18 protein-coding genes, 4 tRNA genes and 1 pseudogene are annotated in these 24,598 nt (G+C 62.8%); 7 read left to right on the forward strand and 16 right to left on the reverse strand.

What is annotated here, in order from left to right; genetic code table 11:
- Positions 1 to 164: 164 nt before the first annotated feature.
- The 7 genes and pseudogenes from OKC41_RS05840 to plsY form a co-directional block, all read right to left on the reverse strand.
- A complete protein-coding gene (locus tag OKC41_RS05840; protein WP_223937767.1) occupies positions 165 to 533 on the reverse strand; it encodes a hypothetical protein in 369 nt (122 codons plus the stop codon).
- A 396-nt stretch (positions 534 to 929) separates the two neighbouring features.
- Positions 930 to 1,109: pseudogene (locus OKC41_RS05845) on the reverse strand (IS3 family transposase); the annotation flags it as partial.
- 98 nt (positions 1,110 to 1,207) lie between these two features.
- Positions 1,208 to 1,283, reverse strand: a tRNA-Asn gene (locus OKC41_RS05850).
- Between the two features lie 8 nt (positions 1,284 to 1,291).
- Positions 1,292 to 1,367: transfer RNA gene (locus OKC41_RS05855), tRNA-Phe, on the reverse strand.
- 3 nt (positions 1,368 to 1,370) lie between these two features.
- Positions 1,371 to 1,446: transfer RNA gene (locus OKC41_RS05860), tRNA-Thr, on the reverse strand.
- A gap of 52 nt (positions 1,447 to 1,498) precedes the next feature.
- Positions 1,499 to 1,574: transfer RNA gene (locus OKC41_RS05865), tRNA-Phe, on the reverse strand.
- A 47-nt stretch (positions 1,575 to 1,621) separates the two neighbouring features.
- A complete protein-coding gene (plsY, locus tag OKC41_RS05870) occupies positions 1,622 to 2,284 on the reverse strand; it encodes a glycerol-3-phosphate 1-O-acyltransferase PlsY (RefSeq protein WP_029314836.1) in 663 nt (220 codons plus the stop codon).
- 171 nt (positions 2,285 to 2,455) lie between these two features.
- Between plsY and folB the strand changes: the two genes are divergently transcribed.
- From folB to OKC41_RS05885, 3 genes are all read left to right on the forward strand, one after another.
- The gene (folB, locus tag OKC41_RS05875; RefSeq protein WP_113069559.1) at positions 2,456 to 2,827 is read left to right on the forward strand and encodes a dihydroneopterin aldolase; all 372 of its coding nucleotides are present in this window, start codon (positions 2,456 to 2,458) and stop codon (positions 2,825 to 2,827) included.
- On the forward strand, positions 2,827 to 3,336 hold the full coding sequence (gene folK, locus OKC41_RS05880) for a 2-amino-4-hydroxy-6-hydroxymethyldihydropteridine diphosphokinase (RefSeq protein WP_048208539.1): 510 nt from the start codon (positions 2,827 to 2,829) through the stop codon (positions 3,334 to 3,336). Before folB ends, folK begins: the two co-directional genes overlap by 1 nt.
- A gap of 117 nt (positions 3,337 to 3,453) precedes the next feature.
- On the forward strand, positions 3,454 to 3,936 hold the full coding sequence (locus tag OKC41_RS05885; protein WP_048208541.1) for a YbaK/EbsC family protein: 483 nt from the start codon (positions 3,454 to 3,456) through the stop codon (positions 3,934 to 3,936).
- Positions 3,937 to 3,945: 9 nt separating this feature from the next.
- Here OKC41_RS05885 and mdtD read toward each other — a convergent pair whose 3' ends face one another.
- The 4 genes from mdtD to OKC41_RS05905 form a co-directional block, all read right to left on the reverse strand.
- On the reverse strand, positions 3,946 to 5,373 hold the full coding sequence (gene mdtD, locus OKC41_RS05890) for a multidrug transporter subunit MdtD (protein WP_323912347.1): 1,428 nt from the start codon (positions 5,371 to 5,373) through the stop codon (positions 3,946 to 3,948).
- Between the two features lie 22 nt (positions 5,374 to 5,395).
- The gene (locus tag OKC41_RS05895; RefSeq protein ID WP_029314837.1) at positions 5,396 to 6,523 is read right to left on the reverse strand and encodes a GTP-binding protein; all 1,128 of its coding nucleotides are present in this window, start codon (positions 6,521 to 6,523) and stop codon (positions 5,396 to 5,398) included.
- A gap of 71 nt (positions 6,524 to 6,594) precedes the next feature.
- Entirely contained in the window at positions 6,595 to 8,001 is a 1,407-nt protein-coding gene (locus tag OKC41_RS05900; protein WP_270671790.1) for a D-arabinono-1,4-lactone oxidase, read from the reverse strand.
- Positions 8,002 to 8,116: 115 nt separating this feature from the next.
- The gene (locus OKC41_RS05905; RefSeq protein WP_010675804.1) at positions 8,117 to 8,734 is read right to left on the reverse strand and encodes a LysE family transporter; all 618 of its coding nucleotides are present in this window, start codon (positions 8,732 to 8,734) and stop codon (positions 8,117 to 8,119) included.
- A gap of 76 nt (positions 8,735 to 8,810) precedes the next feature.
- On the opposite strand from OKC41_RS05905, the gene OKC41_RS05910 reads away from it, so the two are divergent.
- Positions 8,811 to 9,728: a LysR family transcriptional regulator gene (locus OKC41_RS05910; protein ID WP_270671791.1), complete on the forward strand. Its 918-nt coding sequence runs from the start codon at positions 8,811 to 8,813 to the stop codon at positions 9,726 to 9,728.
- Here OKC41_RS05910 and OKC41_RS05915 read toward each other — a convergent pair.
- The 3 genes from OKC41_RS05915 to OKC41_RS05925 all read right to left on the reverse strand — a co-directional run bounded on the left by OKC41_RS05915 (position 9,725) and on the right by OKC41_RS05925 (position 16,658).
- The gene (locus OKC41_RS05915; protein WP_236275376.1) at positions 9,725 to 11,296 is read right to left on the reverse strand and encodes a cyclic diguanylate phosphodiesterase; all 1,572 of its coding nucleotides are present in this window, start codon (positions 11,294 to 11,296) and stop codon (positions 9,725 to 9,727) included. The two genes, OKC41_RS05910 and OKC41_RS05915, sit on opposite strands and share 4 nt — an antisense overlap.
- Positions 11,297 to 11,527: 231 nt before the next feature.
- Positions 11,528 to 14,125, reverse strand: coding sequence for a bifunctional aconitate hydratase 2/2-methylisocitrate dehydratase (gene acnB, locus OKC41_RS05920; RefSeq protein ID WP_049636528.1), 2,598 nt, complete (start codon positions 14,123 to 14,125; stop codon positions 11,528 to 11,530).
- A 229-nt stretch (positions 14,126 to 14,354) separates the two neighbouring features.
- On the reverse strand, positions 14,355 to 16,658 hold the full coding sequence (locus OKC41_RS05925) for a patatin-like phospholipase family protein (RefSeq protein ID WP_201894974.1): 2,304 nt from the start codon (positions 16,656 to 16,658) through the stop codon (positions 14,355 to 14,357).
- A 273-nt stretch (positions 16,659 to 16,931) separates the two neighbouring features.
- On the opposite strand from OKC41_RS05925, the gene OKC41_RS05930 reads away from it, so the two are divergent.
- From OKC41_RS05930 to OKC41_RS05940, 3 genes are all read left to right on the forward strand, one after another.
- Entirely contained in the window at positions 16,932 to 18,842 is a 1,911-nt protein-coding gene (locus OKC41_RS05930) for a methyl-accepting chemotaxis protein (RefSeq protein WP_270671792.1), read from the forward strand.
- Between the two features lie 122 nt (positions 18,843 to 18,964).
- Complete coding sequence (locus OKC41_RS05935) at positions 18,965 to 20,611, forward strand: methyl-accepting chemotaxis protein (RefSeq protein ID WP_270671793.1); 1,647 nt, start codon at positions 18,965 to 18,967, stop codon at positions 20,609 to 20,611.
- A gap of 143 nt (positions 20,612 to 20,754) precedes the next feature.
- Positions 20,755 to 20,937 carry a hypothetical protein gene (locus OKC41_RS05940; protein WP_042015109.1) on the forward strand — a complete coding sequence of 61 codons (183 nt, stop codon included), beginning with the start codon at positions 20,755 to 20,757 and terminating at the stop codon, positions 20,935 to 20,937.
- Between the two features lie 73 nt (positions 20,938 to 21,010).
- Here the strand turns inward: OKC41_RS05940 and lpdA are convergent, their stop codons facing one another.
- Together lpdA and aceF are read right to left on the reverse strand one after the other, a co-directional pair.
- Positions 21,011 to 22,438 (reverse strand): dihydrolipoyl dehydrogenase, encoded by a 1,428-nt coding sequence (gene lpdA, locus OKC41_RS05945; RefSeq protein WP_010675812.1) that lies wholly within the window; start codon positions 22,436 to 22,438, stop codon positions 21,011 to 21,013.
- Positions 22,439 to 22,586: 148 nt separating this feature from the next.
- The gene (aceF, locus tag OKC41_RS05950) at positions 22,587 to 24,482 is read right to left on the reverse strand and encodes a pyruvate dehydrogenase complex dihydrolipoyllysine-residue acetyltransferase (protein WP_201894972.1); all 1,896 of its coding nucleotides are present in this window, start codon (positions 24,480 to 24,482) and stop codon (positions 22,587 to 22,589) included.
- Between the last annotated feature and the right edge of the window lie 116 nt (positions 24,483 to 24,598).

Below are 24,598 nucleotides of genomic sequence, written 5' to 3' on the forward strand. Positions count from 1 at the left end.
TCTTGTCATTGAACACCTCAAATAATGGTGGCGACTGTACCACCTAAAACGGTGTCCGGGATGATTAGACCACTACACCTTTCAGTATCCCGTTCACCCGCTCTGCCGGCGCATTCTGATAACAGTCATACCCATCAGTCATCGAGTACTGTACTCCGTACCGTTCATACAGCGTCTGATTCAAGCCTGAGCAATACTGCACCCTGCCGTCCGAGTGATGGATAAACTCCCCGCTGCCACGCCGTTGCTTCAGTGCTCTGCGCCATCACAACCAACTCAGCATGCATCCCTTCGTGCACGTGATGCCCCGCTATCTTACGCGAGAAGGCATCCGTCACCAGGCTCAGGTAGAGTGGCCCGCTCTTTGCCGGCAGGTAAGTGATGTCGGCAACCAAGACCTGCCCTGGCGCCACCGCAGTGATTTTCACCGGGCCGGGTTTGAGCAAGTTGGGATGGCGATAGAAACGCTGAAAACTGTGGAGCGTCTTGTGATAGGCCCGTTTGGGCTGCACCAACAGACGGTGCTCGGCCAATATCCTAAACAGTCTGTCCCACCAGACCGTCAGCCCAGCATCGTCTTGGCCCTGCAGCAGATAATGCTACTTGTGGATGCCCACCCGTAGTGAACTTTGCGCACAAAGCTCACTACCTGCTGCCCTTGTGCATGACGCAGGTCGGCGACCCGATTGCGATTGTAGTCAGCCTAACGGTTTATTCCGAGGAACCAGCAAGCACTGAAGATGGTCAGCTTTTCGACATACCGCTGCGAGAGAGCTTACCAGGTCGTTTTTTACGATTGAGGCGCCTTCAAAGAACTGAGCCTCCAGGCTCATCAGCGCCAGCTACTCGAGCTCCTTGATACGCTGTTCAGACATTTGGTTGCCGGGAGTCAGGCATGATGTGATCCTGCCAGCTCTAATCGATGCTCCCTGGCTCCAACCCTGCAGACCATGCTTATGCAACCATACCAGAATGGTCGAATTGCCCTGAATGCCATATTGGAATTGTGTCTACTGGTAGGTGAGTTCACCTTTTTCAATCTGCTCGACCAGGGACAATTTAAACCTCAGTGAGTAATCGCGCTGTGTGCGTTTCACACCTTGTCCCATCGAGATCTCCATCTATTCGGGGAAGAAGGTATAAGCCATATTCAGGACGGGGACAATGGGAAAAGAAAAAGCCCAGCATTGCTGCTGGGCTTTTTATTTGGCTCCTCCTGCTGGGCTCGAACCAGCGACCTGCGGATTAACAGTCCGTCGCTCTACCGACTGAGCTAAGGAGGAATTATTCGTGGTGCCCAGAGACGGAATCGAACCGCCGACACGGGGATTTTCAATCCCCTGCTCTACCGACTGAGCTATCTGGGCAAATGGTGCCGGCTACCGGAATCGAACTGGTGACCTACTGATTACAAGTCAGTTGCTCTACCTACTGAGCTAAGCCGGCACACTTCAAACTATTGTGCATGAACACGTTTTTATTTCATGGCACCAAAATATGGTGCCCAGAGACGGAATCGAACCGCCGACACGGGGATTTTCAATCCCCTGCTCTACCGACTGAGCTATCTGGGCGTGGGCGCTATTAAACGGATTTTAGGGCAGGTGGTCAACGGGAAATTTCACTTTTCGTCTCGTTCGTCTCTTTTTTGCGCAGCATCATCCATTTTCATCACTTCTGCTGGCGGGACCGCTCCCCGGCGCCCCCAGAGGCGGGACTCCTCCCCCTTGAGCAGGCGGGTAATGTTCTCGTGATGACGGATCAGGATGAGACAGGAGAGCAGGGAGACCGGCAACGTGTATTCCGGTTTGAGCAGATAGGTAAAGAGCGGAGTCAGCAACACGGTCACGATGGACGCCAGTGACGAATAGCCGCTCACCAGCAGCACCAGCAGCCAGGTGGTGATGACGGCGCCCCCCATGGCAAACCCAATGGGCAACATGGTACCGAGGGCGGTGGCGACGCCCTTGCCACCACGGAAGTGGAAGAAGAGGGGGTACATGTGGCCCAGACAGGCGGCCACCCCGATAAAGCCGAGGTAGACGGGCTTGATCTGCAGATACCAGGCGAGGTAGACGGGGGCCATCCCCTTGAGCACGTCGAGAAGCAGTACGATCAGCGCCGCCATCCGGCCGCCGAGGCGCAACACATTGGTCGCCCCCGGGTTGTGGGAACCATGGTCACGGGGATCCGGCAGACCCGTGATGCGGGAAACCAGCACGGCACTGGACAGCGAGCCGCCCAGATAGGCCAGAATAATCATCAAAATCGTCAGGGCCGTCATCTTGGTCGTTTTTACCACGATATGAATGGGGTATGATGCGGGCCACATTCCCAGGCCCGGGCTTGCCCGAAAGCGTGTCGCCCAAACCGGCCGCCAGCGGCAATCTGCTTGCCGGGCCTGCATCCCTGCGCTGTTTTCACAGCCCATCAAGAGTAAAGAAGAAGTACTGTCATGGACAAGGTGTTTATTCGCGGACTCGAGGTTTTGACCACCATAGGGGTATATGAGTGGGAGAAGGGCATTCGCCAGAAGCTCTGTTTCGACCTCGAGATGGGGTTTGACAATCGCCCAGCCGCCGCAACCGACGATATCAATCTGGCGCTGGATTACGCCACCCTCTCTCGCAAGATCTGTGATCACGCCCAGGGCAAGATAGTGGAGCTGGTCGAGACCATGGCCGAGCAGGTCGCCGCCCTGGTGCTGGAAGACGAGCGGGTACAGTGGGTCAAGGTAACCCTGACCAAACCGGGTGCCGTGCCCAATGCGGCAGGCGTCGGGGTCGAGATCCTGCGCCATCGCACGCCGGCTGCGAGCGCCAGCTGATGACCCGCATCTATATCAGTCTGGGATCCAACATCGATCGGGAACGCCATATCCGCGCCGGCCTCGATGCCCTGCACGCCGAATTCGGCGAGTTGCAGGTCTCCCGGGTATTCGAGAGCGAGGCAGTGGGCTTCAACGGCCGCCCCTTCTACAACCTGGTGGTGGGTGCCGATACCGAGCTGCCCCTGGCGACCCTGTGCCAGCGGCTGCGCGCCATGGAGTTCGCTCACGGCCGCGAGCCGGATGCCAAGAAGTTCGCCCCGCGCACCCTGGATCTCGATCTGCTGCTCTACGGCGAGCTGGTCTGCGAGACGCCGCTGGTGCTGCCCCGCGGCGAGATCCTCACCAACGCCTTCGTGCTCTGGCCGCTGGCGGAGCTGGCTCCCACATTCCGCCATCCCATCGATGGTCGCACCATCGGTGAGCTGTGGGCAGGTTACAACAAAGCCTCCCAGCGCCTTGAGCCCATTCCCTTCCACTGGAAAGCGGGCGAATTGCAGCATCACTGAACGACAAGGGCACCCTCGGGTGCCCTTGTTGATGACTCCGCTGATGACGGATAAGAAACGGTGATTGGGCCTGCGCTGGTGCAAGTGGCAGGATGACCGCCATCACAGGAGAACCCCATGCCACTCGATGCCATTCACGACTTCAACCGTCAGTTGCTCACCGGCCTGCCCCACCAGCACTTCGAGCACGAACCCATCCTCGATTACGCCACCGACGAGCGGGTCAAGGCTCGCCTCGGCTGGCAGGCCGAGTTCAGCAAGACCCTTTTCCTCAAATTCAAGGATGGTCGCTTCGCCCTGCTGCTGACCCACAGGGACGGCCGGCTCGACAGCAAGGCGGTCAAGGCGGCGCTCGGTGCCAAACCCTCCATCTGCACTGCCGACGAGATGCAGACCGAGATTGGCTGCCTGCCGGGAGCCGTCTGCCCCTTCCTGCCCCGCGCCGACATCCCCCTGCTGGTGGATCCCGTGCTCATGAATCACCATGCCTTTACCTGGACGCCGGGCCACCCCGAGCAGACTTTCCTGCTGGAGACCACCCACCTGGCCGGACTGCTGGCCCGATTGCCCTGCGACGTGAGCTACCTGCCCGCCCCCTGAGCCTGGGACTCAGCGCTTTTCCCGCGCCAGCTGGGCGAAGATCAGCGCCGCCAGCATGGACATCAGGCCGATGCACAGATAGGTGAGGTGGAACCCCTCCAGCCAGCGGCCACTCTCCTCGGGCTGGCCGATGGAGAAGAGCCCCAGCAGGCTGGCGGCGATGGCCACCCCCAGGCTCATGGAGAGCTGCATCACCACCGACAGCAGACCGTTGCCGCTGCTGGCGTGCTCGCTGCTGAGATCCTGCAGGGTCAGGGTGTTCATGGCGGAAAATTGCAGGGAGTTGATGGCACCAAAGACCGCCAGCCACACCAGCAGTACGCCGTGGGGCACCTGGTTGTCGATGAAATAGAAGCTCGCGATCATGGCCCCGAGCGCCAGGGTGTTGCCGATGAGGATGCGGCGATAACCGATGCGCGGAATGAGCTTGTTCACCAGCGTCTTGGTCAGCATGGCGCCGATCACCGTGGGGATCATGGTCATCCCCGCCTTGCTCGGGGAGAAGCCGAGCCCCAGTTGCAGGAAGAGCGGGGTGAGAAACGGCATGGCGCCGCTGCCGAGGCGGGCAAACAGATTGCCCCAGATACCGATGGCGAAGGTGGACGTCTTGAACAGCGCCAGACTGAACAGGGGCTGCTCCGCCGTGGCGGCATAGAGCCAGTAGCTCGCCATGGCGGCCAGACCGAACAATACCGCAAACAGGGCCCAGCCGGTTGAGATGCTGTGCTCCCCCAGGCCTTGCAGACCGACGGATACCAGCACCATGCCGACACTGAACAGCACAAACCCCTGCCAGTCAAACCTGGCGGTGTGCTGGCGAAGGTCGGGCATGAAGTGCCAGCTTGCCACGAAGCCGAGCAGGCCCACCGGCAGGTTGATGAGGAAGACCCAGTGCCAGCTCGCCACCTCCACCAGCCAGCCCCCCAGGGCCGGGCCGATGAGGGGGCCGAGCAGACCGGGGATGGTGACGAACGACATCACCCTCAGCAGCTCATGCTTGCTGTAGACCCGCAGCACCGCCAGACGCCCGATAGGCATCAGCAAGGCCCCCCCGACCCCTTGCAACACCCGGGCGATCACCAGCATGGGCAGGGTGTTGGCGATGGCACAGGCCAGGGAACCCAGGGTAAACAGCAGGATGGCGACCAGATAGACCCGGCGGGTGCCGAATCTGTCCGCCAGCCAGCCGGAGGCAGGAATGAGCAGGGCCACCGTCAGCATGTAGGCGATGATGACGGACTGCATCTGCAGCGGACTCTCGCCCAGGGCATCGGCCATGCTGGGCAGGGCGGTGTTGAGGATGGTGCCATCCAGGGTCTGCATGAAAAAACCGACCGCTGTCAGCCAGGGCAGCCATTTGCGCTGGGCGGGCGTCACCATCGGGGAGCTGTCAGGCATGGTTCTGTCTCTCCTCATCACATAAGAAAAGACCCGCACGAGCGCGGGTCATATCAGCATATCAGGCATCCGGCTGGCCGAGCATGGCCTTGAGGTGCTCTTCCAGGCTGGGTTCGGGGGCCTTGAGGGTTGAGAGGAACAACTGCTCTATGCCTACCCTGTCCTGGCTCTTCACGATGAACACCAGCCGGGACTGGGCCTTGCCTTCGGGCCACTCCCCCAGCGCCTGCAACGGATAGAGCTGGCCGTGCACGCCGTGGATCACCACGGGCTGGCTCTCCCCTTCCAGTTGCAATATCCCCTTGAGACGCAGCAGGGCATCGCCGTATTGCGCCTGCACCGCGTCGATGGCGGCCAGTAGGCGGGAGGGCTTGAGCGGCTCGCCGATGCGCAGGGAGAAACTTTCGATATTGCCGTGCTCGAAGCGGGTGGGCGCGGCCGTCCCCACCTTGGCGGCAAACGGCGTCATCTTCGGCTGCATGGGCGAAGCCAGCCCCTGTTTCGGGGATTCGGTACGCAGCCAGGCCAGCAACTGGCGCACGTCGCGCCCCGCTGCCTCGTTGTAGGCGCCGAGTTTCTCCAGCACCGCAGGTGAGAGCACCCCATTGCTGACCCGCTGGATGGGGGCTGCCGGATTGAGGGCCGCCAGTTGGGCTTCCACCCGAGCAAGGGTCTCTTCATCCACCAGATCGCCCTTGCTCACCACCAGCAGATCCGCCAGCGCCACCTGTTTGACCGCCTCATATTGAGCCGCAAGCTGCTGCTCGATATGGCCGGCATCCACTACGGTGACGGTGCCATCGAAGCGGTAGCGCTGGGCGATAAAGCCCTCTTCCCTCAACGTGAACAGCACAGGGGCCGGATCGGCCAGACCCGTGGTCTCGATAATCAGCCGTTTGAAGGGCTTGATTTTCCGCTGGATGGCTTTCATGAAGAGCCCCTGCAGCGCCTCCACCAGGGAGCCCTGCACCGAGCAGCAGATGCAGCCGGAATCGAGCAGCACCACCTGCTCGTCCACCTGCTGTACCAGATGGTGATCCAGCCCCACGGAGCCGAACTCGTTGATGAGCACGGCGCACTCCCCAAGCTCGGGCTGCTTGACCCAGTGGTTGAGCAAGGTGGTCTTGCCGCTGCCGAGAAAACCGGTCAGCAGGGTCACGGGGATGCGGGTGTCTTGCATGTCTGTCATCGGGTTGCCCCCCCTCTGATCGGCAGGAGGATGAGTAAGCGAGTGTCTTGCATATCGGTCATGTCAGATCCTTACCGGTTGGCGAACAGGTCGCCGAGCCAACGGTTTTCGAAACGGCCATGGGGGTCAAGCTCCCGCTTCAGGGCCAGGAAGTCGTGCCAGCGCGGCAACAGGGCCGGGAAGTCGTAGAGGTCCATCGCCAGGTGCTTGCCGAAATGGGGAATGCCGCCGAGCGGCACCAGCAGTTGCTGCAACTCGCGCATCTGCTCCATGGAGCCCCCGACAAAGGTCCCGTCCGCCGCCAAATAGACCAGAAAACCTATCCAGCACACCGACTTGTCATGGGCGGCACTGAGCCAGGCCACGGAGGGACCGGTGCAGCGCAGGATGAAGGGGTAGTGCAGCACGCCCGGGTTGGCCTGCTGCCAGGCCTGCAGGGTCTCCAGAGCCTCGTTCATGCGATGCAGCGGCACCGCCACCTCGCAGTTGATTTGGGGCGCCGGGATCCCCTTGCAGAGGATCTGGTAGACGTTGCCCACCAGATCGGAGGCATCCTTGAAGCGGCGCACCGTCTCGAAGTGCTCACCGGCCAGCGCCTCGTCCTTGGTGTCTCTGGCCATCTTCTGCAGGGTTGCGTCTATGGTGGCATTGAGCGCCAGGTTCATGCGCTCGTCCATGTCTCCCTCCAGCACCAGCGGCTCGCTGCCCCCGGCACGGTAGCGGGCCACCTCGTCATCGGAGGCGGGATCCACCAGCCAGATGTGGCTCTCGCCGGTCCAGGCGAACCACCAGCTCTTCACGAAGGCGTGCTCCCGGTTGAGGCGCTCGTTGTGTTCCAGCAGGAAGGGGTAGTCGGTGGTGAACTTGGTGCAGCGCATGATGCGGTTGGGCACGGTGTTGAGGGTCACATCCAGCAGGATGCCGAGCATCCCCATGCCCATCACGAAGGCGCCGAAGCGCGGATCGGTGCGATCCACCCGGATGATGTCGCCGCTCGCCAGCATCACGGTCAGGGCAGCCACCGCATCGCACAGGGCGGACTGGTGCAGTCCCTGCCCATGGGTGCCGGTGCTGAGCGCTCCACCCAGGGTCTGGATGCCGATGACGCCGGGGGACGCCGGCAGCATGCGATCCATGGCGATGAGGTCGGCATAGACGGTATCAAGCGGCGTCCCCGCCAGGTAGGTCACCGTATCGGCAGTCTTGTCCAGCTGGCCGCGCAGGTGGTGCAGGTCCACCAGCAGCGCCTGGCTGCCTTCGGCGTAGACGCTGTGGATGGGTTCGAAAGAGAGGCCGGAGCCGATGAGCCGCAGCTTGCGCTCGGGGTATTCCCGTAGCAGTTGCTGCAGCTCGTCACGGGTCGTCGGGCGCCACACCTGATCAAGGGCGCCGAGGGGGTTGGTTCTGGACCAGTTGAACAGCACCTCCCGATTGCCAATCGCCTTGATGCTGTGAAATGCCTGGAACCTGACCGTCATACCGCGCCTCATCTGACTTCAAAATGAGCGCCAATTCTACCGAAAAGTGGCTGCCAAGGCATGAAAAACAAGACCCTACAGTCGGGGGTGGATAGGGGGAGCGCCCCTCCCCGCCTCAGCGCGTCTGCTGGGTCAATGCCAGCAACATGCCGAATCCCACCAGCAGCCCCCCGAACACCCGATCGATCCAGTGGCGTACCGCCAGCAGTCGGTCCCGCACCGCAGGGGTGGAGAAGAAGAGCGCCACCGCACCAAACCAGAGGGCGTGCGCCAGCGCGATGAAGGCGCCATAGCCGATCTGGACCGCCAGCGGCGTCTGCGGCTGCACCACCTGCATGAAGAGGCTGACGATGAAGATGGTCGTCTTGGGATTGAGCACATTGGTCAGAAATCCGGTGCGCAGCGCACCCAGACTGGAGAGGGCAGGCTGACAGATGCTCTCTTCATCGGCAGCCGGTTTGGCCCGCAGCATCTTGATGCCGAGGAAGATGAGATAGGCGGCCCCTGCCAGCTTGATGAGGTTGAACAGCCAGAGGGATTGCTGGATCAGCAGACCCACCCCCAGCAGGGTGTAGGCCACGTGCACGCAGACCCCGGCCGCGATGCCGATCGCCGTCAGCACGCCGGTGCGGCGCGAGAGCAGCAGGCTGTTGCGCGACACCATGGCAAAGTCGGGCCCGGGGCTGATGACGGCAAAGAGGGTAATGGCGACAACGGCTAACAGTTCAGTCATGAAAAGAGTCCTGATTAGAGAGGATATCGGCTATTTTATTTGCCAATAACACCAATAACGAACGATGATTTCTGACATGAATGGTGAAAAAAACTCACAAAAAGCCCTCTCGCTTCCCTCCCTTACCGCCCTGCGCTGTTTCGAGGTGGCGGCCCGCACCGAGCATTTCGGCCGCGCCGCCGATGAACTGCATCTCACCCATGGCGCCATCAGCCGGGCGGTACGACTGCTCGAGGAGGATCTGGGGGTCATGCTGTTCGAGCGGCGCCAGCGCCGGGTCTTTCTGACCGACGCGGGTGAACGGTTCTATCAGGCGGTCAGAGAGGGGTTGGGCAGCATCCGCCAGACGGCGCAGGCCCTGCGCCAGCAGAGCCGTCCCCAGTCGCTGGTGCTCTCCTGCGAACCCACCCTCCTGATGCGCTGGCTGATCCCGCGCTGGCCCGCCTTCCAGGCCCTGCACCCGGAGCTGGACGTACACCTGATGGCGGGCGGCGGCGCCCTCAGCTTTGGCAGCGGCATCGATCTCGCCATCCGGCGCAACGACTTTCACTGGCCTGCCGAGCTCTACAACCAGTTGCTGTTCGAAGAGCGGACCGGCCCTGTCTGCCCGCCGGGCAAGGTGGCGCACTTCTTTGAATCCAGGGGGGATGTGCAGGCCCTCAGGCCAACGGCCCCCCGTCTGCACACCAAGACCCGTCCGGGCGCCTGGCTGGAGTGGCAGCAGCACGCAGGCATGCCCGCCAACGAGGAGGTGCCGGGTCAGACCTTCGAGCACTTCTATTTCAGCCTGCAGGCGGCAGTCGCCGGGCTGGGAGTCGCCATCGGCCCTTACCGGCAGGTGTGCGACGATATCGAGGCCGGCCTGCTGGTGGCACCGCTCGGCTTCGTCCCCGACGGCACCGGCTATCACCTGCTCGCCCTCGCCCCTCCCGAACCCGGCAGCCCCCACGACATCCTGGTGAACTGGCTGCACAGCCTGGTGGGCGCGGCCTAGCCCTGGGCGGTGCGCCCGGCGGCGACCTGTATCTCTCCCGCCGTCAGCTCCCGGCAGAACTGGCGTATCGGCATGGGGCGGGCAAACAGGTATCCCTGCAGATACTGGACCCCCTTGCCTCTCAGATAGGCGGCCTGCTGCTCCGTCTCCACCCCTTCGGCCACCAGGGACAACCCCAGCCGCCCGCCGAGATCGATGACGTTGTCCACGATGTGCTCGGAGAGGGACTCCGTCCCGATACGGCCGATGAAGGAGCGGTCGATCTTGAGATAGTCCACGTGGAATTGCTGCAGATAGATGAGGCTGGAGTGGCCGGTGCCAAAGTCATCGATGGCGAGCTGCACCCCTATCTCGTCGAGCTGGCGAAACAGGGAGAGGGTCTGCGGGCTGGTCACCAGCAGCTCCCGCTCCGTGAGCTCCAGCACCAGCACCACCCGTCCCGGCACGAAATGGCCGAGGAAGTCGCGGCACTCCGCCACCAGGGAGAGGTCCCGGCAGTGGATGGCACTGATGTTGAAGCTGATGTGAAATGCCTCGGGCAGCTGCTCCTGCACCGGGTGGAGTGTCTTGGCCACCGTCTTCATCAGGTTGACCGTCATGGGCACGATCAGGCCAGACTCTTCCGCCTGGGGGATGAAGAGATCGGGACGGATCAGCCCCTCGGTGGCATGTTGCCAGCGCATCAGTACCTCGGCCCCCACCATCTTGCCGCCCTTGCTGGCGATCAGCGGTTGCAGATAGGGGACAAATTCCCTGGCTCGCAGCCCGCGTCTCAGCTCGTCCGTCAGGGCCCCAGGCCGCCCAAGCAGCCACCACACCAGCAGTGAGAGCACCAGCGAACTGGCTCCCAGCCAGATCAGTTGCAGATGGCGAGCCTCCCACAGGGCACGCCAGTAGATCGGCATGGCATAACCGGCGTGGATGGTGAAGGGGTAACGCTGGGAGGCGAGGATCAGGGCAAACTTGCTGTGCAGTTTCGGCGGATCGCTTTGGAAGTGGCCGGACTCATCGAGCCAGGCGGACCCCACCTGCAAGAACAGCTCGCTGGGATCGCTGCTCAGGGTGAGCATGAAACTGAGCTGGCTGCTGTCAATGGCGCTCAGTGCCGCATCACGCCCCCGCTCCTGACGCACCACCAGCAAGGGGTGATTCTTGCGCACCAGGTTGCCGCTCATCAGCAGCAACTTGCGATCCGTGTAGCGGGAGCCGTCATCCACTTCCCTGGCAGGCCCGAACAGCGAGGTGCAGTTGATGATCCCCTGTCGCACCAGATTGATGGAGCGCAGGAACGGCTCCAGCGCCACCCGCTTGCGCAGCAGCAACAGGTTGTCGCTGCAGGAGCGACCGGCCAGCGGCAATACCTCGAGGTTGGCCCGCTCGGCCTGATCCAGCATGCGCTCCAGCAAGGTTCTGGCCTTGCTGGCTGACGCACTGGCATCGTTCTTCAGCTCCTGCTCGTAGCTGTCATGCACCATCCACCCTCCCACCACCAGGGGCAGGGCCAACACCAGCAGGGCACAACCAAGGCGCCACTTCATGCGGGCCAGATCAATCCGGAACAGAAACATAGCAACCACGCCGCAATGCGCGGGCCCGCTTCGCAGGTACCGCGGTATAAAAATGCCCACCAGGAAACGGTGGGGCCATCATGGCCAGACAACGAAAGCGCAACGCGCGTACCAGGCAAATCGACGACGCCGTTGCTGGGCATGGCGGGTCATTATCGCGCAGCCCCCTGAAATGGAAAATGCCGCGTCGAGACGCGGCATTGTTATTTTCAGTGGTCAGACCGGCGAGTCTCAGACCGCTTGCTGCAGGATCACCGCATCGGCCTTCTTGGTGTAGGAGGCGATCTCGTTGAAGTTCAGGTAGCGGTAGGTGTCGGCCGCAGTGGCGTCCAGGGTCTTGGCGTACTGCAGATACTCTTCCACGGTCGGGATCTTGCCGATGATGGCGGCAACCGCGGCCAGCTCCGCAGAAGCCAGATAGACGTTGGCACCCTTGCCCAGACGGTTCGGGAAGTTGCGGGTGGAGGTGGAGACCACGGAAGCCCCTTCCGCCACGCGCGCCTGGTTGCCCATGCAGAGGGAGCAGCCCGGGATCTCGATGCGAGCACCGACGCGACCGAAGATGCCGTAGTAGCCCTCTTCGGTCAGCTGATCCTTGTCCATCTTGGTGGGGGGGGCGATCCACATGCGGGTCGGCAGCTCGCCCTGATACTTCTCGAGCAGTTTGCCGGCGGCGCGGAAGTGGCCGATGTTGGTCATGCAGGAACCGATGAACACCTCGTCAATCTTGTCACCCGCCACGTCGCTCAGCAGACGGGCGTCGTCCGGATCGTTCGGCGCACACAGGATGGGTTCCTTGATGGTGGCCAGATCGATCTCGATGATTTCGGCGTACTCGGCATCCTTGTCCGCCTCCATCAGTACCGGGTTGGCCAGCCACTCTTCCATCCCCTTGATGCGGCGGGTGATGGTGCGCACGTCGCCGTAGCCTTCAGAGAGCATCCACTTCAGCATCACGATGTTGGACTTCAGATACTCGATGATCGGCTCTTTATCCAGCTTGATGGTGCAACCGGCGGCGGAACGCTCGGCGCTGGCGTCCGCCAGCTCGAATGCCTGCTCCACCTTCAGGGTCGGCAGACCTTCGATCTCGAGGATGCGGCCGGAGAAGATGTTCTTCTTGCCCGCTTTCTCGACGGTCAGCAGCCCTTTCTGGATAGCGGCGTAGGGGATGGCATGGACCAGATCACGCAGGGTGATGCCCGGTTGCAGCTCGCCCTTGAAGCGCACCAGCACGGATTCCGGCATGTCCAGCGGCATCACGCCGGTGGCGGCGGCGAAGGCCACCAGACCGGAGCCCGCCGGGAAGGAGATACCAATGGGGAAACGGGTGTGGGAGTCACCACCGGTACCCACGGTATCCGGCAGCAGCATGCGGTTCAGCCAGGAGTGGATGACGCCGTCACCCGGACGCAGAGAGACACCGCCGCGGTTCATGATGAAGTCAGGCAGGGTGTGGTGGGTCTGCACGTCGATGGGCTTGGGATAAGCGGCGGTGTGGCAGAAGGACTGCATGGTCAGATCGGCGGAGAAGCCGAGGCAGGCCAGGTCTTTCAGCTCGTCGCGTGTCATGGGGCCCGTGGTGTCCTGGGAGCCGACCGTGGTCATCTTGGGTTCGCAGTAGGTGCCCGGGCGAATGCCCTTCACGCCGCACGCCTTGCCCACCATCTTCTGGGCCAGGGTGAAGCCTTTGCCGGTGTCGGCGACAGGCTGCGGACGACGGAACACGGTGGAGAACGGCAGACCCAGCGCTTCGCGGGCCTTGTCGGTCAGGCCGCGGCCGATGATCAGCGGAATGCGGCCACCGGCGCGCACTTCGTCGATCAGCACCTCGGTCTTCAGTTCGAACCGGGCCAGCACCTCGTCGGTGCCGTGGCGGGTGATCTTGCCCTCATAGGGGAAGATGTCGATGACATCGCCCATCTCCAGTTTGGAGACGTCCACTTCGATGGGCAGGGCGCCGGCATCTTCCATGGTGTTGAAGAAGATCGGGGCAATCTTGCCGCCGAGGCAGACGCCGCCGGCACGCTTGTTCGGCACGAACGGAATGTCGTCGCCCATGAACCAGAGCACGGAGTTGGTGGCGGATTTACGGGAAGAGCCGGTACCGACCACGTCACCCACGTAAGCCAGCGGGAAGCCCTGCTCTTTCAGCGAATCGATGGTCTTGATGGGGCCGATGACGCCATCCTTGTCCGGGGTGATGCCGGGACGGGCGTTCTTCAGCATCGCCAGGGCGTGCAGCGGAATGTCCGGGCGGGACCAGGCGTCCGGCGCCGGCGACAGATCGTCGGTGTTGGTTTCGCCGGTCACCTTGAACACGGTGACGGTGATCTTCTCGGCCAGGGCCGGGCGGTTCAGGAACCACTCGGCGTCAGCCCAGGATTGCAGTACCTGTTTGGCGTGGGCATTGCCCGCCTTGGCCTTCTCTTCCACGTCGTGGAAGGAGTCGAACATCAGCAGGGTGTGGGAGAGGCCCTTGGCGGCAAGAGGAGCCAGGGTCGCATCGTCCAGCAGGTCGATCAGCGGCTGAATGTTGTAACCACCCTGCATGGTACCGAGCAGCTCGACGGCTTCGGCGGCAGTCAGGATGGGAGAATGGGCCTCGCCCTTGGCGACGGCAGTGAGGAAGCCGGCTTTCACATAGGCCGCTTCATCAACACCCGGGGGAATGCGGGAGGACAACAGTTCTTTCAGAAAGTCCTGTTCGCCGGCGGGCGGATTCTTGATCAGCTCAACCAGGGCGGCGACCTGCTCTGCGTCCAGAGGTTTGGCAACCACGCCTTCGGCGGCACGTTCTGCGACGTGTTTACGGTATGTTTCAAGCACGACTAATTCCTCTTTGGTCTTTTTTTTGGGGTTCGCCCAAGCTCGCGGCGATCGTCCTTGCGGGACACCCGTAGGGTGCCCCCCACTATATAAGTTTTAACGACTAATTAAAATCCAAACCCTGTGCAGTTATTCATCAAGCCAGCATAACCATATAAACCCATTAGGTTTTTTTAGAGTGACAAGCCGCCCACCCAAGGTGAGTTAACAAAAAGGCAGCATTTCGCCCTTATTGGAACGTAGTGCCCAATTGCAGATAGAACATGTCGTGTCCCCCCTCCGCCACGCCATAGCCGAGGAAGATGGGACCGAGGAAACTCTCCACCCCCATATAGAGGGAACCCGAGGTATAGGAGGATTCGATGCTGATGTCCTCTCCCTTGTCCCAGACCCCCCCTTGCTCGAGGGAGCCCCCGAGGAACAGGGGCGCCTTGAAGGCACCGAAGTCGTTGTCCGCCACCCGGTAGATGTAGCGCAATCCGCCAAACAGGCTGTAGCGACCGCTCAACTGGTAATGCTGGAAGCCGGACATGCGGAACAGCCCCCCCAGATCCTGCACGAACAGCGGTACCGTCTCCTGGGAGCTTGAGCCGCCCCCTTCCAGCATCAGGTTGAGGCTGTGCCTCTCCCAGGACCAGGGCTTGATCATCACCAGCCGGTAATTCACCCCCTCGGCCTGCTCGGAGGGGCCGTCCGAGGGGTCGAGATCGACGTAGGAGTAGCCCCCCTTGATGTCCCAGTAGACCCCCTGATAGGGGAAGTAGCGGCTGTCGAGAGTGTCGTGCTCGAAGCGGATGTAGGGTCCCCAGGCGGAGGCATCGGCATCCGCGTTGGTGAGGTTCTGGATCTCCACGCTGCCGATCTTGCCCTCCAGTCCAAGGGAGAAGCGACTCCAGGGCTGGCGATTCCAGCCGACGGCGAGATCCACGCTGGTGAAGCTGTACTCGGAGTCCAGATAGCTGACCCCGGACGACGACCTGCTCTCTTCCGGGAAGAAGACCCGCCGCTGGGTCTTGTCGTAGGCCAGGCTCGTCTCGCCGAAGTAGGTCTGGGAGGGCTCCAGCGGGGTGTAGAAGTCGGTCTTGAGGTGCTTGGCGGTCCCGAGGGACGCCTCGGTCAGCCACTCGCCTCCCCAGTCGTTGACGTTGGTCAGGGTGTAGGACATGCCAACGTTGTAGTTGGAGCTGCTCTCGAAGTCATCGGAGAAACCGAGCTGGAAGTTGAGATAACCCGGCCCCCAGTTCTTCTCGCTGGCGTCCACCACCAGCACGTTCTCCCCGTCCCGCTCCTCCACCTCGTAGGTGATGCGATCGAACGACTCCAGGGCGTAGAGGCGACGGATCCCCGCCTCCAGGCTCTCGTAGGTCTGCACCTTGTCCGGACGCACGTTCAGCATGGCCCGCACCGTGTCGTCGGAGAGGCGCGACTTGTTGATGATCTCCACCTTGTCGATGTAGTAGGCGGGCTGGCCGCTGCGCTCGGCGCGCCGGCTCAGCTTGCCGTTGCGATAGTCGGCGTAGGCCGCGGGCGAGAGAGAGAGCGCATCGAGCCGGGCCGCTGCACTGTTGGCGACCGCCTCCCCGATCTTGATCCCCTCCGGCATCAGGGCGAAGTCGGCGATCCCCATGTTGCCGAACTCGGGGGTCAGCAGGATGTCCCCGGGGCCCAGCAGCGCCTTCTGCTTTTCGGTCCCCACCTGGGTCATGTAGGTAGTGAGCTGATCGATCATGGCCAGCCCCGACTTGAGGGACTCCCGGGTACGCAGCTTGGCGCTGATGTCCACCGCGATCACCACGTCGGCCCCCATGGCCTTGGCCACATCCACCGGCATGTTGTTGACCGTGCCACCGTCGGCCAGGATGCGGCCGTCCCACTCCACCGGCTTGAGGGCACCGGGAATGGACATGGAGGCCTGCATCGCCTTGGCGAGGCTGCCGTGATCCAGCACGAAGGGGGTCACCGTCTCCATGTCGGTCGCCACCGCGCGATAGGGGATAGGCAGGTTGTCGAAGCTCTTTTGCGCCGGCAGGTTGGAGGTGGCGTGGCGCAGCAGGCTGGCCATGGACTGCCCCTGGAAGAAGCCGTCCGGTAGCTGGGTCTGGTCACCGTTGACCCCGATGTCGGTGCGCAGCTGGTACTTCTCGGTCTGCTGCTTCTTGCGCAGGGAGAGCTCGTCGCGCCCCACCTTGTCCTGATAGCCCTTGTTCCAGTCGATGGCCAGCGTCGTGCGCTCCACCTCCTCGGCGCTGAGCCCCATGGCATACATGCCCGCCACATAGGAGCCCATGCTGGTCCCGACGATGATGTCCACCGGGATGTGCTTTGCCTCCAGCACCTTGAGCACCCCGATATGGGCCGACCCCTTGGCCCCGCCGCCGCTCAGTACCAGGGCGATCTTCGGACGATCCATCTTGGTTGCCCCCGGGTTTCTGGCCGAAGGCGCGGGATCATTGGCTCCGGCCGCCGCCATGAACGGCAGGGTCGCCAGCAGGAGCACAAGCAGGTGGGTCCATCCCCGATGAAAGATGCGCATATGAGAGTCCATAAATCCGGTGCGAGTCGAGCGGGCAGGCCGCCAGTCAGGTGCAGCCTACTATAAGTGCAAGCACTTTAACCGCAAGCCGGGGTGCTGGCGAGGGGTCGCCCCGCTTGCGACGATGTCTTGGCAAAATCGGGCGCCAATCCAGTCCAATCCGGGTGTGAGCGCAAACGTTAATCGACAATAAACGCCCCCGCCGCCTCAAGAGCGCGCCAAATCAGCCGCTATTATGAGTTCAACCCTGGTTCACACTTCCGAGTCACCCCTATGTTCGCAAGCCTGACACTGAAACAGAAAATTCTGGCCACCGTCATCCTCGCCGTGGCCCTCTCCTGCCTGCTGGTGGGCTATTTCAGCCAGCGTTCTGCCCAGCAGCTGATCGAGAACCGCATGTTCGAGCAGGAGCTGCCCAACCTGACCCAGCGCATCGGCAAGGAGATCGAAAAGGATCTCACCTCGGTCGCCAATGCCGCCAGACAGCTTGCCAACGACCGCTTCGTGCTGGACTGGGTCGAGCGCGGCATGCCAAAAGAGCAGGAGTCCATCCTCATCAACCAGCTCAAGGACATGACGAGCCAGTATGGCCTGGTCACCGCCTCCTTCGCCGATCGCCAGAGTGCCGCCTACTACAACCAGGACGGTTTTCTGCGCATCCTGAACCACGAGCAGGACAACTGGTTCTATGACTACACCAAGAGCCGCCAGGATCTGATGCTCAGCATCTTTCGGGAGAGCAACGGCGAGGTGAAACTGTTCGTCAACTTCCAGCAACTTGACGGACGCGGCCTCGCCGGCCTCGCCAAATCCCTCGACAGCATGGTCAGCATGCTCGCCAACTTCCGCATCGGCGACAGCGGCTTCGTCTTCATGACAGACGGCAGCGGCAAGGTGAAGCTGCACCCCGACGCCGCCCGCATCGATCGGGACAACCTGACCCAGCTGGCCAGCGGCAGCAGCACCAACCTGCTCAACAAGCAGCCCTTTGCCGCCACCCGTGCCGAGGTCGACGGCCAGCCCGTGATCCTGGCCAGCAGCTACATCCCCCTGCTCGACTGGTATCTGGTGGCCCAGGTGCCGGAGGCCGAGATTTATGCCGAACTGGACAGAGCGCGCCTGCACATGGTGCTGGTCAGCCTGGCCATCGCCGTCGGCATGGGGCTGCTCGGCGTTCTCCTGGCGGGCTCCGTGAGCCGCCCCCTCAACGAACTGGCCCGCCTGTTCCGCGAACTCGGCAGCGGTGATGGCGACCTCACCCATCGCCTCAAGGTCGATGGCCGTGACGAACTGGCCCAGGTGGCGACCGGCTTCAACAACTTTGTCGCCAAGATCCACGGCTCCATCGAGCAGGTGGCGAGCAACTCCCGCCAGCTCGCCGCCACTGCCAACGAGGTGGCCGCCAAGGCCCAGCTCACCCAGCATAACTGCACCGCCCAGCGGGATCGCACCGTCCAGGTCGCTACTGCCATCCACGAGATGGGGGCCACCGTCAGCGAGATCGCCGGCAATGCATCCCTGGCAGCCGACGTTGCCAAGCAGGCCAACGAGCAGGCCGATGCGGGGGCCCAGGTGGTCGCCCAGGCCCGTCACGGCATCGTCGGCCTCTCCGGTGAAATCGAACAGGTCGCCGGGGTCATCGAGTCCCTGGCGAGCCAGACCGACTCCATCGGCAGCATCCTCGACACCATCCGCAGCATCTCGGAGCAGACCAACCTGCTGGCCCTCAACGCCGCCATCGAGGCTGCCCGCGCCGGCGAGCAGGGCCGTGGCTTCGCCGTGGTGGCCGACGAGGTGTGCAACCTCGCCAGCCGCTCCGCCGCCTCCACCGCCGAGATCCAGGGCATGATCAACAGCCTCCAGGAGCAGAGCGCCCGCGCCGTCAGCGCCATGGCCCAGGGGCGCAACCAGAGCCTGCGGGTGGTGACCCAGGCCGACGAGGCCAACGGCGCCCTCGACCAGATCACCGGGCACATCACCCAGATCAGCGACATGAACATCCAGGTCGCCACCGCCACCGAAGAGCAGTCCAGCGTGGTCGGGGAGATCAACCGCAACGTGGAGGACATCAACCAGCTCACCATGGAGACCGCCGACATCGCCCACCAGTTGACCGAGTCCAGCCGCAGCCTGCAACAGCTCTCCGGCGAGCTCGACAAGCTGGTCGGCAACTTCCGGTTATAAGATGAAAGGGCGCTGCGGCGCCCTTTTTTCACCGGGTCGACAGGGAATACCGACCCCCATGACGGCGAACCGTCATGACAAGCCGCTACAGTAGCGACACAGCAACACACCAAGGAGTCAACATGCTGGCAGGCAACCTCACCATCAAAACCCAACTGATCCTGGCCGTCACCGTGCCCTGTCTCGCCCTGCTGCTGGTTGGCGCCGCCAGTCTGCGCAGCATGGACAACATCAGGCAGCAGGCCGAAGAGCTGTTCCAGAATACCGCCACCCCCATGCGGGCCATGGCGGAAGTGGCCTCCCGCATCCCGCGCATGCGCGTCGGCATCGACATGATGCTGCTGCAGGACACCTCCCTGCGCGACGAAAAGGGGGTGCTGACCCGGGTCAAGGAGACCCGCGAGGAAGACATTCCCGAGATGCGCCAGGCCATGGAGCAGGCCGTCAAGGCCCAGGTCGATCCGGACGCCCGGGCCAGGGCCCAGACCCTGCTCGATCAATTCACCCGGGTGGAGCGGGAGGAGCTGACCCCCATGTTGCAGGCGCTCTCTGACAACAAGATGGACGAGGCACGCGCCATCTACCGGGATCGCTACAGCCAGAGCTACGGGGTCATGTGCGAGGGCGCCAATGAGCTGCTCGACGGGTTGATAGGTCAGGCCCAGCATCGCAACGACCTGAGCGAAAACAGCTATGACAGCGGTCGTACCCAGATGATCGCCATCATCGTCATCGCCATCGCCATCTCGCTGCTCGTCTCGACCCTCATCCTCATCGGGCTGCGCCGCCGGGTCTCCTTCCTGCAATCCCATATTGGCGAGGTGGCCCGCCACCTCGCCCTCGACAGCCGCGCCAGTCTCACCGGCAAGGACGAGCTGGCCGAGATTGCCCACAGCTTCAACCAGTTCGTGACCCGGATCCACGGGGCCATCGTGCAGGTGGCGAGCAACTCCCGCCAGGTAGCCGCCACCGCCAGTGAGGTGGCCGCCAAGGCCCAGCTCACCCAGCACAACTGCACCGCCCAGCGGGATCGCACCGTCCAGGTCGCCACCGCCATCCACGAGATGGGGGCCACCGTCACCGAGATCGCCGGCAATGCATCCCTGGCAGCCGACGTTGCCAAGCAGGCCAACGAGCAGGCCGATGCGGGGGCCCAGGTCGTCGCCCAGGCCCGTCACGGCATCGTCGGCCTCTCCGGTGAAATCGAACAGGTCGCCGGGGTCATCGAGTCCCTGGCGAGCCAGACCGACTCCATCGGCAGCATCCTCGACACCATCCGCAGCATCTCGGAGCAGACCAACCTGCTGGCCCTCAACGCCGCCATCGAGGCCGCCCGCGCCGGCGAGCAGGGCCGTGGCTTCGCCGTGGTGGCCGACGAGGTGCGCAACCTCGCCAGCCGCTCCGCCGCCTCCACCGCCGAGATCCAGGGCATGATCAACAGCCTCCAGGAGCAGAGCGCCCGTGCCGTCAGCGCCATGGCCCAGGGCCGCAACCAGAGCCTGCGGGTGGTGACCCAGGCCGACGAGGCCAACGGCGCCCTCGACCAGATCACCGGACACATCACCCAGATCAGCGACATGAACATCCAGGTCGCCACCGCCACCGAAGAGCAGTCGAGCGTGGTGGGCGAACTCAACCGCAACGTGGAGGACATCAACCAGCTCACCATGGAGACCGCCGACATCGCCCATCACCTGACCGAGTCGAGCCGCAACCTGCAGCACCTCTCCGGTGAGCTCGACAAGCTGGTCGGCAACTTCCGCCTCTGAGCGTCCGGCACCTCTTCCTGACCCGCACCAGGGCGCTTCGGCGCCCTTCTTCATGACCACGGCAAGCCGTGACGCACGGGGGATACGCCGCCTCCCACCGCCCTGCCACATGCCTCATAATCAGGAAAACGCGAGGAGGTATGATGGGCAAGCTGGTCGTGATGATAGTGCTGGGGGGGCTGCTCAGTGCCTGCAGCAGCGGGCCCGTGCGGGTGCACGGAGCCGATGTGAGCGTGGACGATACCCGGATCCGGGTCAGCGACGGGGATCGCGGAGGCGACGGTACCTTCTGCCCACCGGGACAGGCCAAGAAGGGGCGCTGCTGACCGCTGGGTGCCGAAAGACAGACAACAAAAAGCCGCTCCATGGAGCGGCTTTTCTTATGAAACGGGCAGAAGATTATTTTTTCTTCTTGGCCTTGGCGTTCGGCAGGTCGGTGATGGAGCCTTCGAACACTTCGGCAGCCAGACCCACGGACTCGTGCAGAGTCGGGTGAGCGTGGATGGTCAGCGCGATGTCTTCGGCGTCGGCACCCATCTCGATGGCCAGACCGATTTCACCCAGCAGTTCACCGCCGTTGGTGCCCACGATGGCACCACCGATGACGCGGCCGCTCTCCTTGTCGAAGATCAGCTTGGTCATGCCGTCGGAGCAGTCGGACGCGATGGCGCGACCGGAAGCAGCCCACGGGAAGGTGGCGACTTCGAAGTTCAGACCCTGTTGCTTGGCTTCCTTCTCGGTCAGACCCACCCAGGCCATCTCCGGCTCGGTATAGGCGATGGACGGAATCACTTTCGGGTCGAAGTAGTGCTTCTTGCCGGCGATGACTTCGGCCGCCACGTGGCCTTCGTGTACACCCTTGTGGGCCAGCATGGGCTGACCGACGATGTCGCCGATGGCGTGGATGTGGGCCACGTTGGTACGCAGCTGCTTGTCGACTTCGATGAAACCGCGCTCGTTGACGGCAACACCGGCCTTCTCGGCATCCAGCATCTTGCCATTCGGTACACGGCCTACGGCAACCAGCACGTTGTCGTAGCGAACCGGCTCGGCCGGGGCGTGCTTGCCTTCGTAGGAGACGTACAGGCCGTCTTCACGGGCTTCAACGGCGGTGACCTTGGTCTCCAGCATGATGTTGAATTTCTTGGCAACGCGCTTGGTGTAGATCTTGACGATGTCTTTGTCGGCAGCCGGTACCAGCTGGTCGGCAAATTCCACCACGTCGATCTCGGAACCCAGGGAGGAGTACACGGTACCCATCTCCAGGCCGATGATGCCGCCACCGATGACCAGCAGCTTGCCAGGAACGGTCGTCAGCTCCAGCGCATCGGTAGAGTCCCATACGCGGGGGTCGTCATGGGGGATGAACGGCAGCTTCACCGGACGGGAACCGGCGGCGATGATGGCGTTGTCGAAGGTGACGGTGGTCTTGCCGTCGGCACCTTCCACTTCCAGGGTGTTCGGGCCGGTGAACTTGCCGAAACCGTTAACAACCTGGACTTTACGCATCTTGGCCATGCCAGCCAGACCGCCGGTCAGCTGGTTGATGACCTTCTCTTTCCACAGACGCACCTTGTCGATGTCGGTCTGCGGGGCACCGAAGACGATGCCGTGCTCGGCCAGCGCCTTGGCTTCTTCAATGACTTTGGCGACGTGCAGCAGTGCCTTGGACGGGATGCAACCCACGTTCAGACAGACGCCACCCAGGGTGGAGTAACGCTCGACGATAATGGTATCCAGACCCAAGTCAGCCGCACGGAAGGCAGCGGAATAACCGGCAGGGCCAGCACCCAGTACTACGACCTGGGTTTTGATTTCTTTACTCATCATGACCTCTTTGTCGTTCTTATATCCCCGGACAGCACAGTCTTATGCCAAACAAGGCCGCTGCAGCCGTGAAAAAAACGGGGCAAGTTTACAATCCTGTTAACGAAATGAGAAGCAAAAAGGGCGGGCTCTGGGCCCGCCCTCTCACTTACAGGACCAGTCGACGAATGTCGGACAACACACCACTCAGGGTGGTGATGAAGCGGGCACCGTCGGCGCCATCGATGACGCGGTGGTCGTAGCTCAGAGCCAGCGGCAGCATCAGGCGCGGCACGAACTCTTTACCGTTCCACTTCGGCTTCATCTCGGACTTGGAGACGCCCAGGATGGCCACTTCCGGCGCGTTGACGATCGGGGTAAAGCTGGTACCGCCGATGCCACCCAGGCTGGAGATGGTGAAGCAACCGCCCTGCATGTCGGCAGCGGTGAGCTTGCCGGCACGGGCCTTCTTGGAGATCTCGGCCAGATCGCGGGACAACTCGTGGATGCCCTTCTTGTTGACGTCGCGAACCACCGGAACCACCAGGCCGTTGGGGGTATCCACCGCCACACCGATGTGGATGTACTTCTTCATGATCAGCTTGCTGCCGTCTTCGGACAGGGCGCTGCAGAAGCGCGGATGGGCTTCCAGGGCCTTGGCGGCCGCCTTCAGGATGAACACCAGCGGGGTGATCTTCACGTCCAGCTTCTGCTTCTCGGCCAGGATGTTCTGCTCTTTGCGGAACGCTTCCAGCTCGGTGGTATCGGCTTCGTCGAACTGGGTGACGTGGGGGATCATGGCCCAGTTGCGGTGCAGGGCAGGACCGGAGATCTTCTGGATACGGGTCAGTTCCAGCTCTTCGACCGGGCCGAACTTGCTGAAATCAACCTTCGGCCAGGCCACGACGCTCATGCCGTTGCCAGTGCCGGTGCCGGCAGCCGGAGCGGACTCGGCGCGCTTGACCGCATCCTTCACGTAAGCCTGCACGTCTTCTTTGACGATGCGACCCTTGCGACCGGAGGCTTTCACCTTGGCCAGGTTGACGCCGAACTCGCGCGCCAGACGGCGTACTGCCGGGGAGGCGTGGACATAGGCGTCGTTGGCGACGAAATCGGAGGCGGCAGCAGCCTGGGCAACCGGCGCAGGAGCGGCGGCAGCCGGCGCGGCAGCAACGGGCGCTGCGGCAGGAGCCGGAGCAGCCACGGCAGCCGGAGCGGCACCCGCCACTTCGAATACCATGATCAGGGAACCGGTGGAGACCTTGTCACCCGCCTTCACCTTGATCTCCTTGACCACACCGGCGAACGGCGCAGGCACTTCCATGGAGGCCTTGTCGCCTTCCACGGTGATCAGGGACTGGTCGGCTTCAACCTTGTCACCCACGGCGACCATGATTTCGGTCACTTCCACTTCGTCACCGCCGATGTCCGGCACGTTGACGTCTTTGGCACCGGCGGCAACTGGAGCAGCGGCAGCCACGGGGGCAGCAGCAGGAGCCGGCGCGGCAACAGCGGCCGGGGCAGCGCCCGCCACTTCGAAGACCATCACCAGGGAGCCGGTAGAAACCTTGGCGCCGGCGGCGACCTTGATCTCGACCACGCGACCGGCGAACGGTGCCGGCACTTCCATGGAGGCCTTGTCACCTTCCACGGCGATGATGGACTGGTCGGCTTCAACCATGTCGCCCACGGCAACCATGATCTCAGTCACTTCGACTTCGTCACCACCGATGTCCGGCACGTTGACGTCCTGACGAGCGGCAGCGGCAGGAGCGGCGGCCGGCGCGGCAGCAACCGGGGCAGCAGCCTGGACCGGAGCCGGTGCGGCAGCACCCTCGGATTCGAAGACCATGATCTGGGAACCGGTGGCAACCTTGTCGCCCACCTTGATCAGGATCTCTTTGACGATACCGGCGGCCGGAGCCGGGACTTCCATGGAGGCCTTGTCACCTTCCACGGCGATCAGGGACTGGTCCAGTTCGACCTTGTCACCCACGGCCACCATGATCTCGGTGACTTCAACTTCATCGGCACCGATATCCGGCACCATAATCTGTTTGGACATTGCGCTTTATCCTCTTGCGTGCATCCGCGTGGCAGCCTGAGCATCACCACGCGCATCCCGCGTTATCCGTTTAAACCCAGGCAAGGTCGCGCCGGATACCCGGCGCGACACTCAAT

It is taken from the genome of Aeromonas sp. QDB17 (assembly GCF_027705305.1).
Classification (GTDB): Bacteria; Pseudomonadota; Gammaproteobacteria; order Enterobacterales; family Aeromonadaceae; genus Aeromonas; species Aeromonas caviae.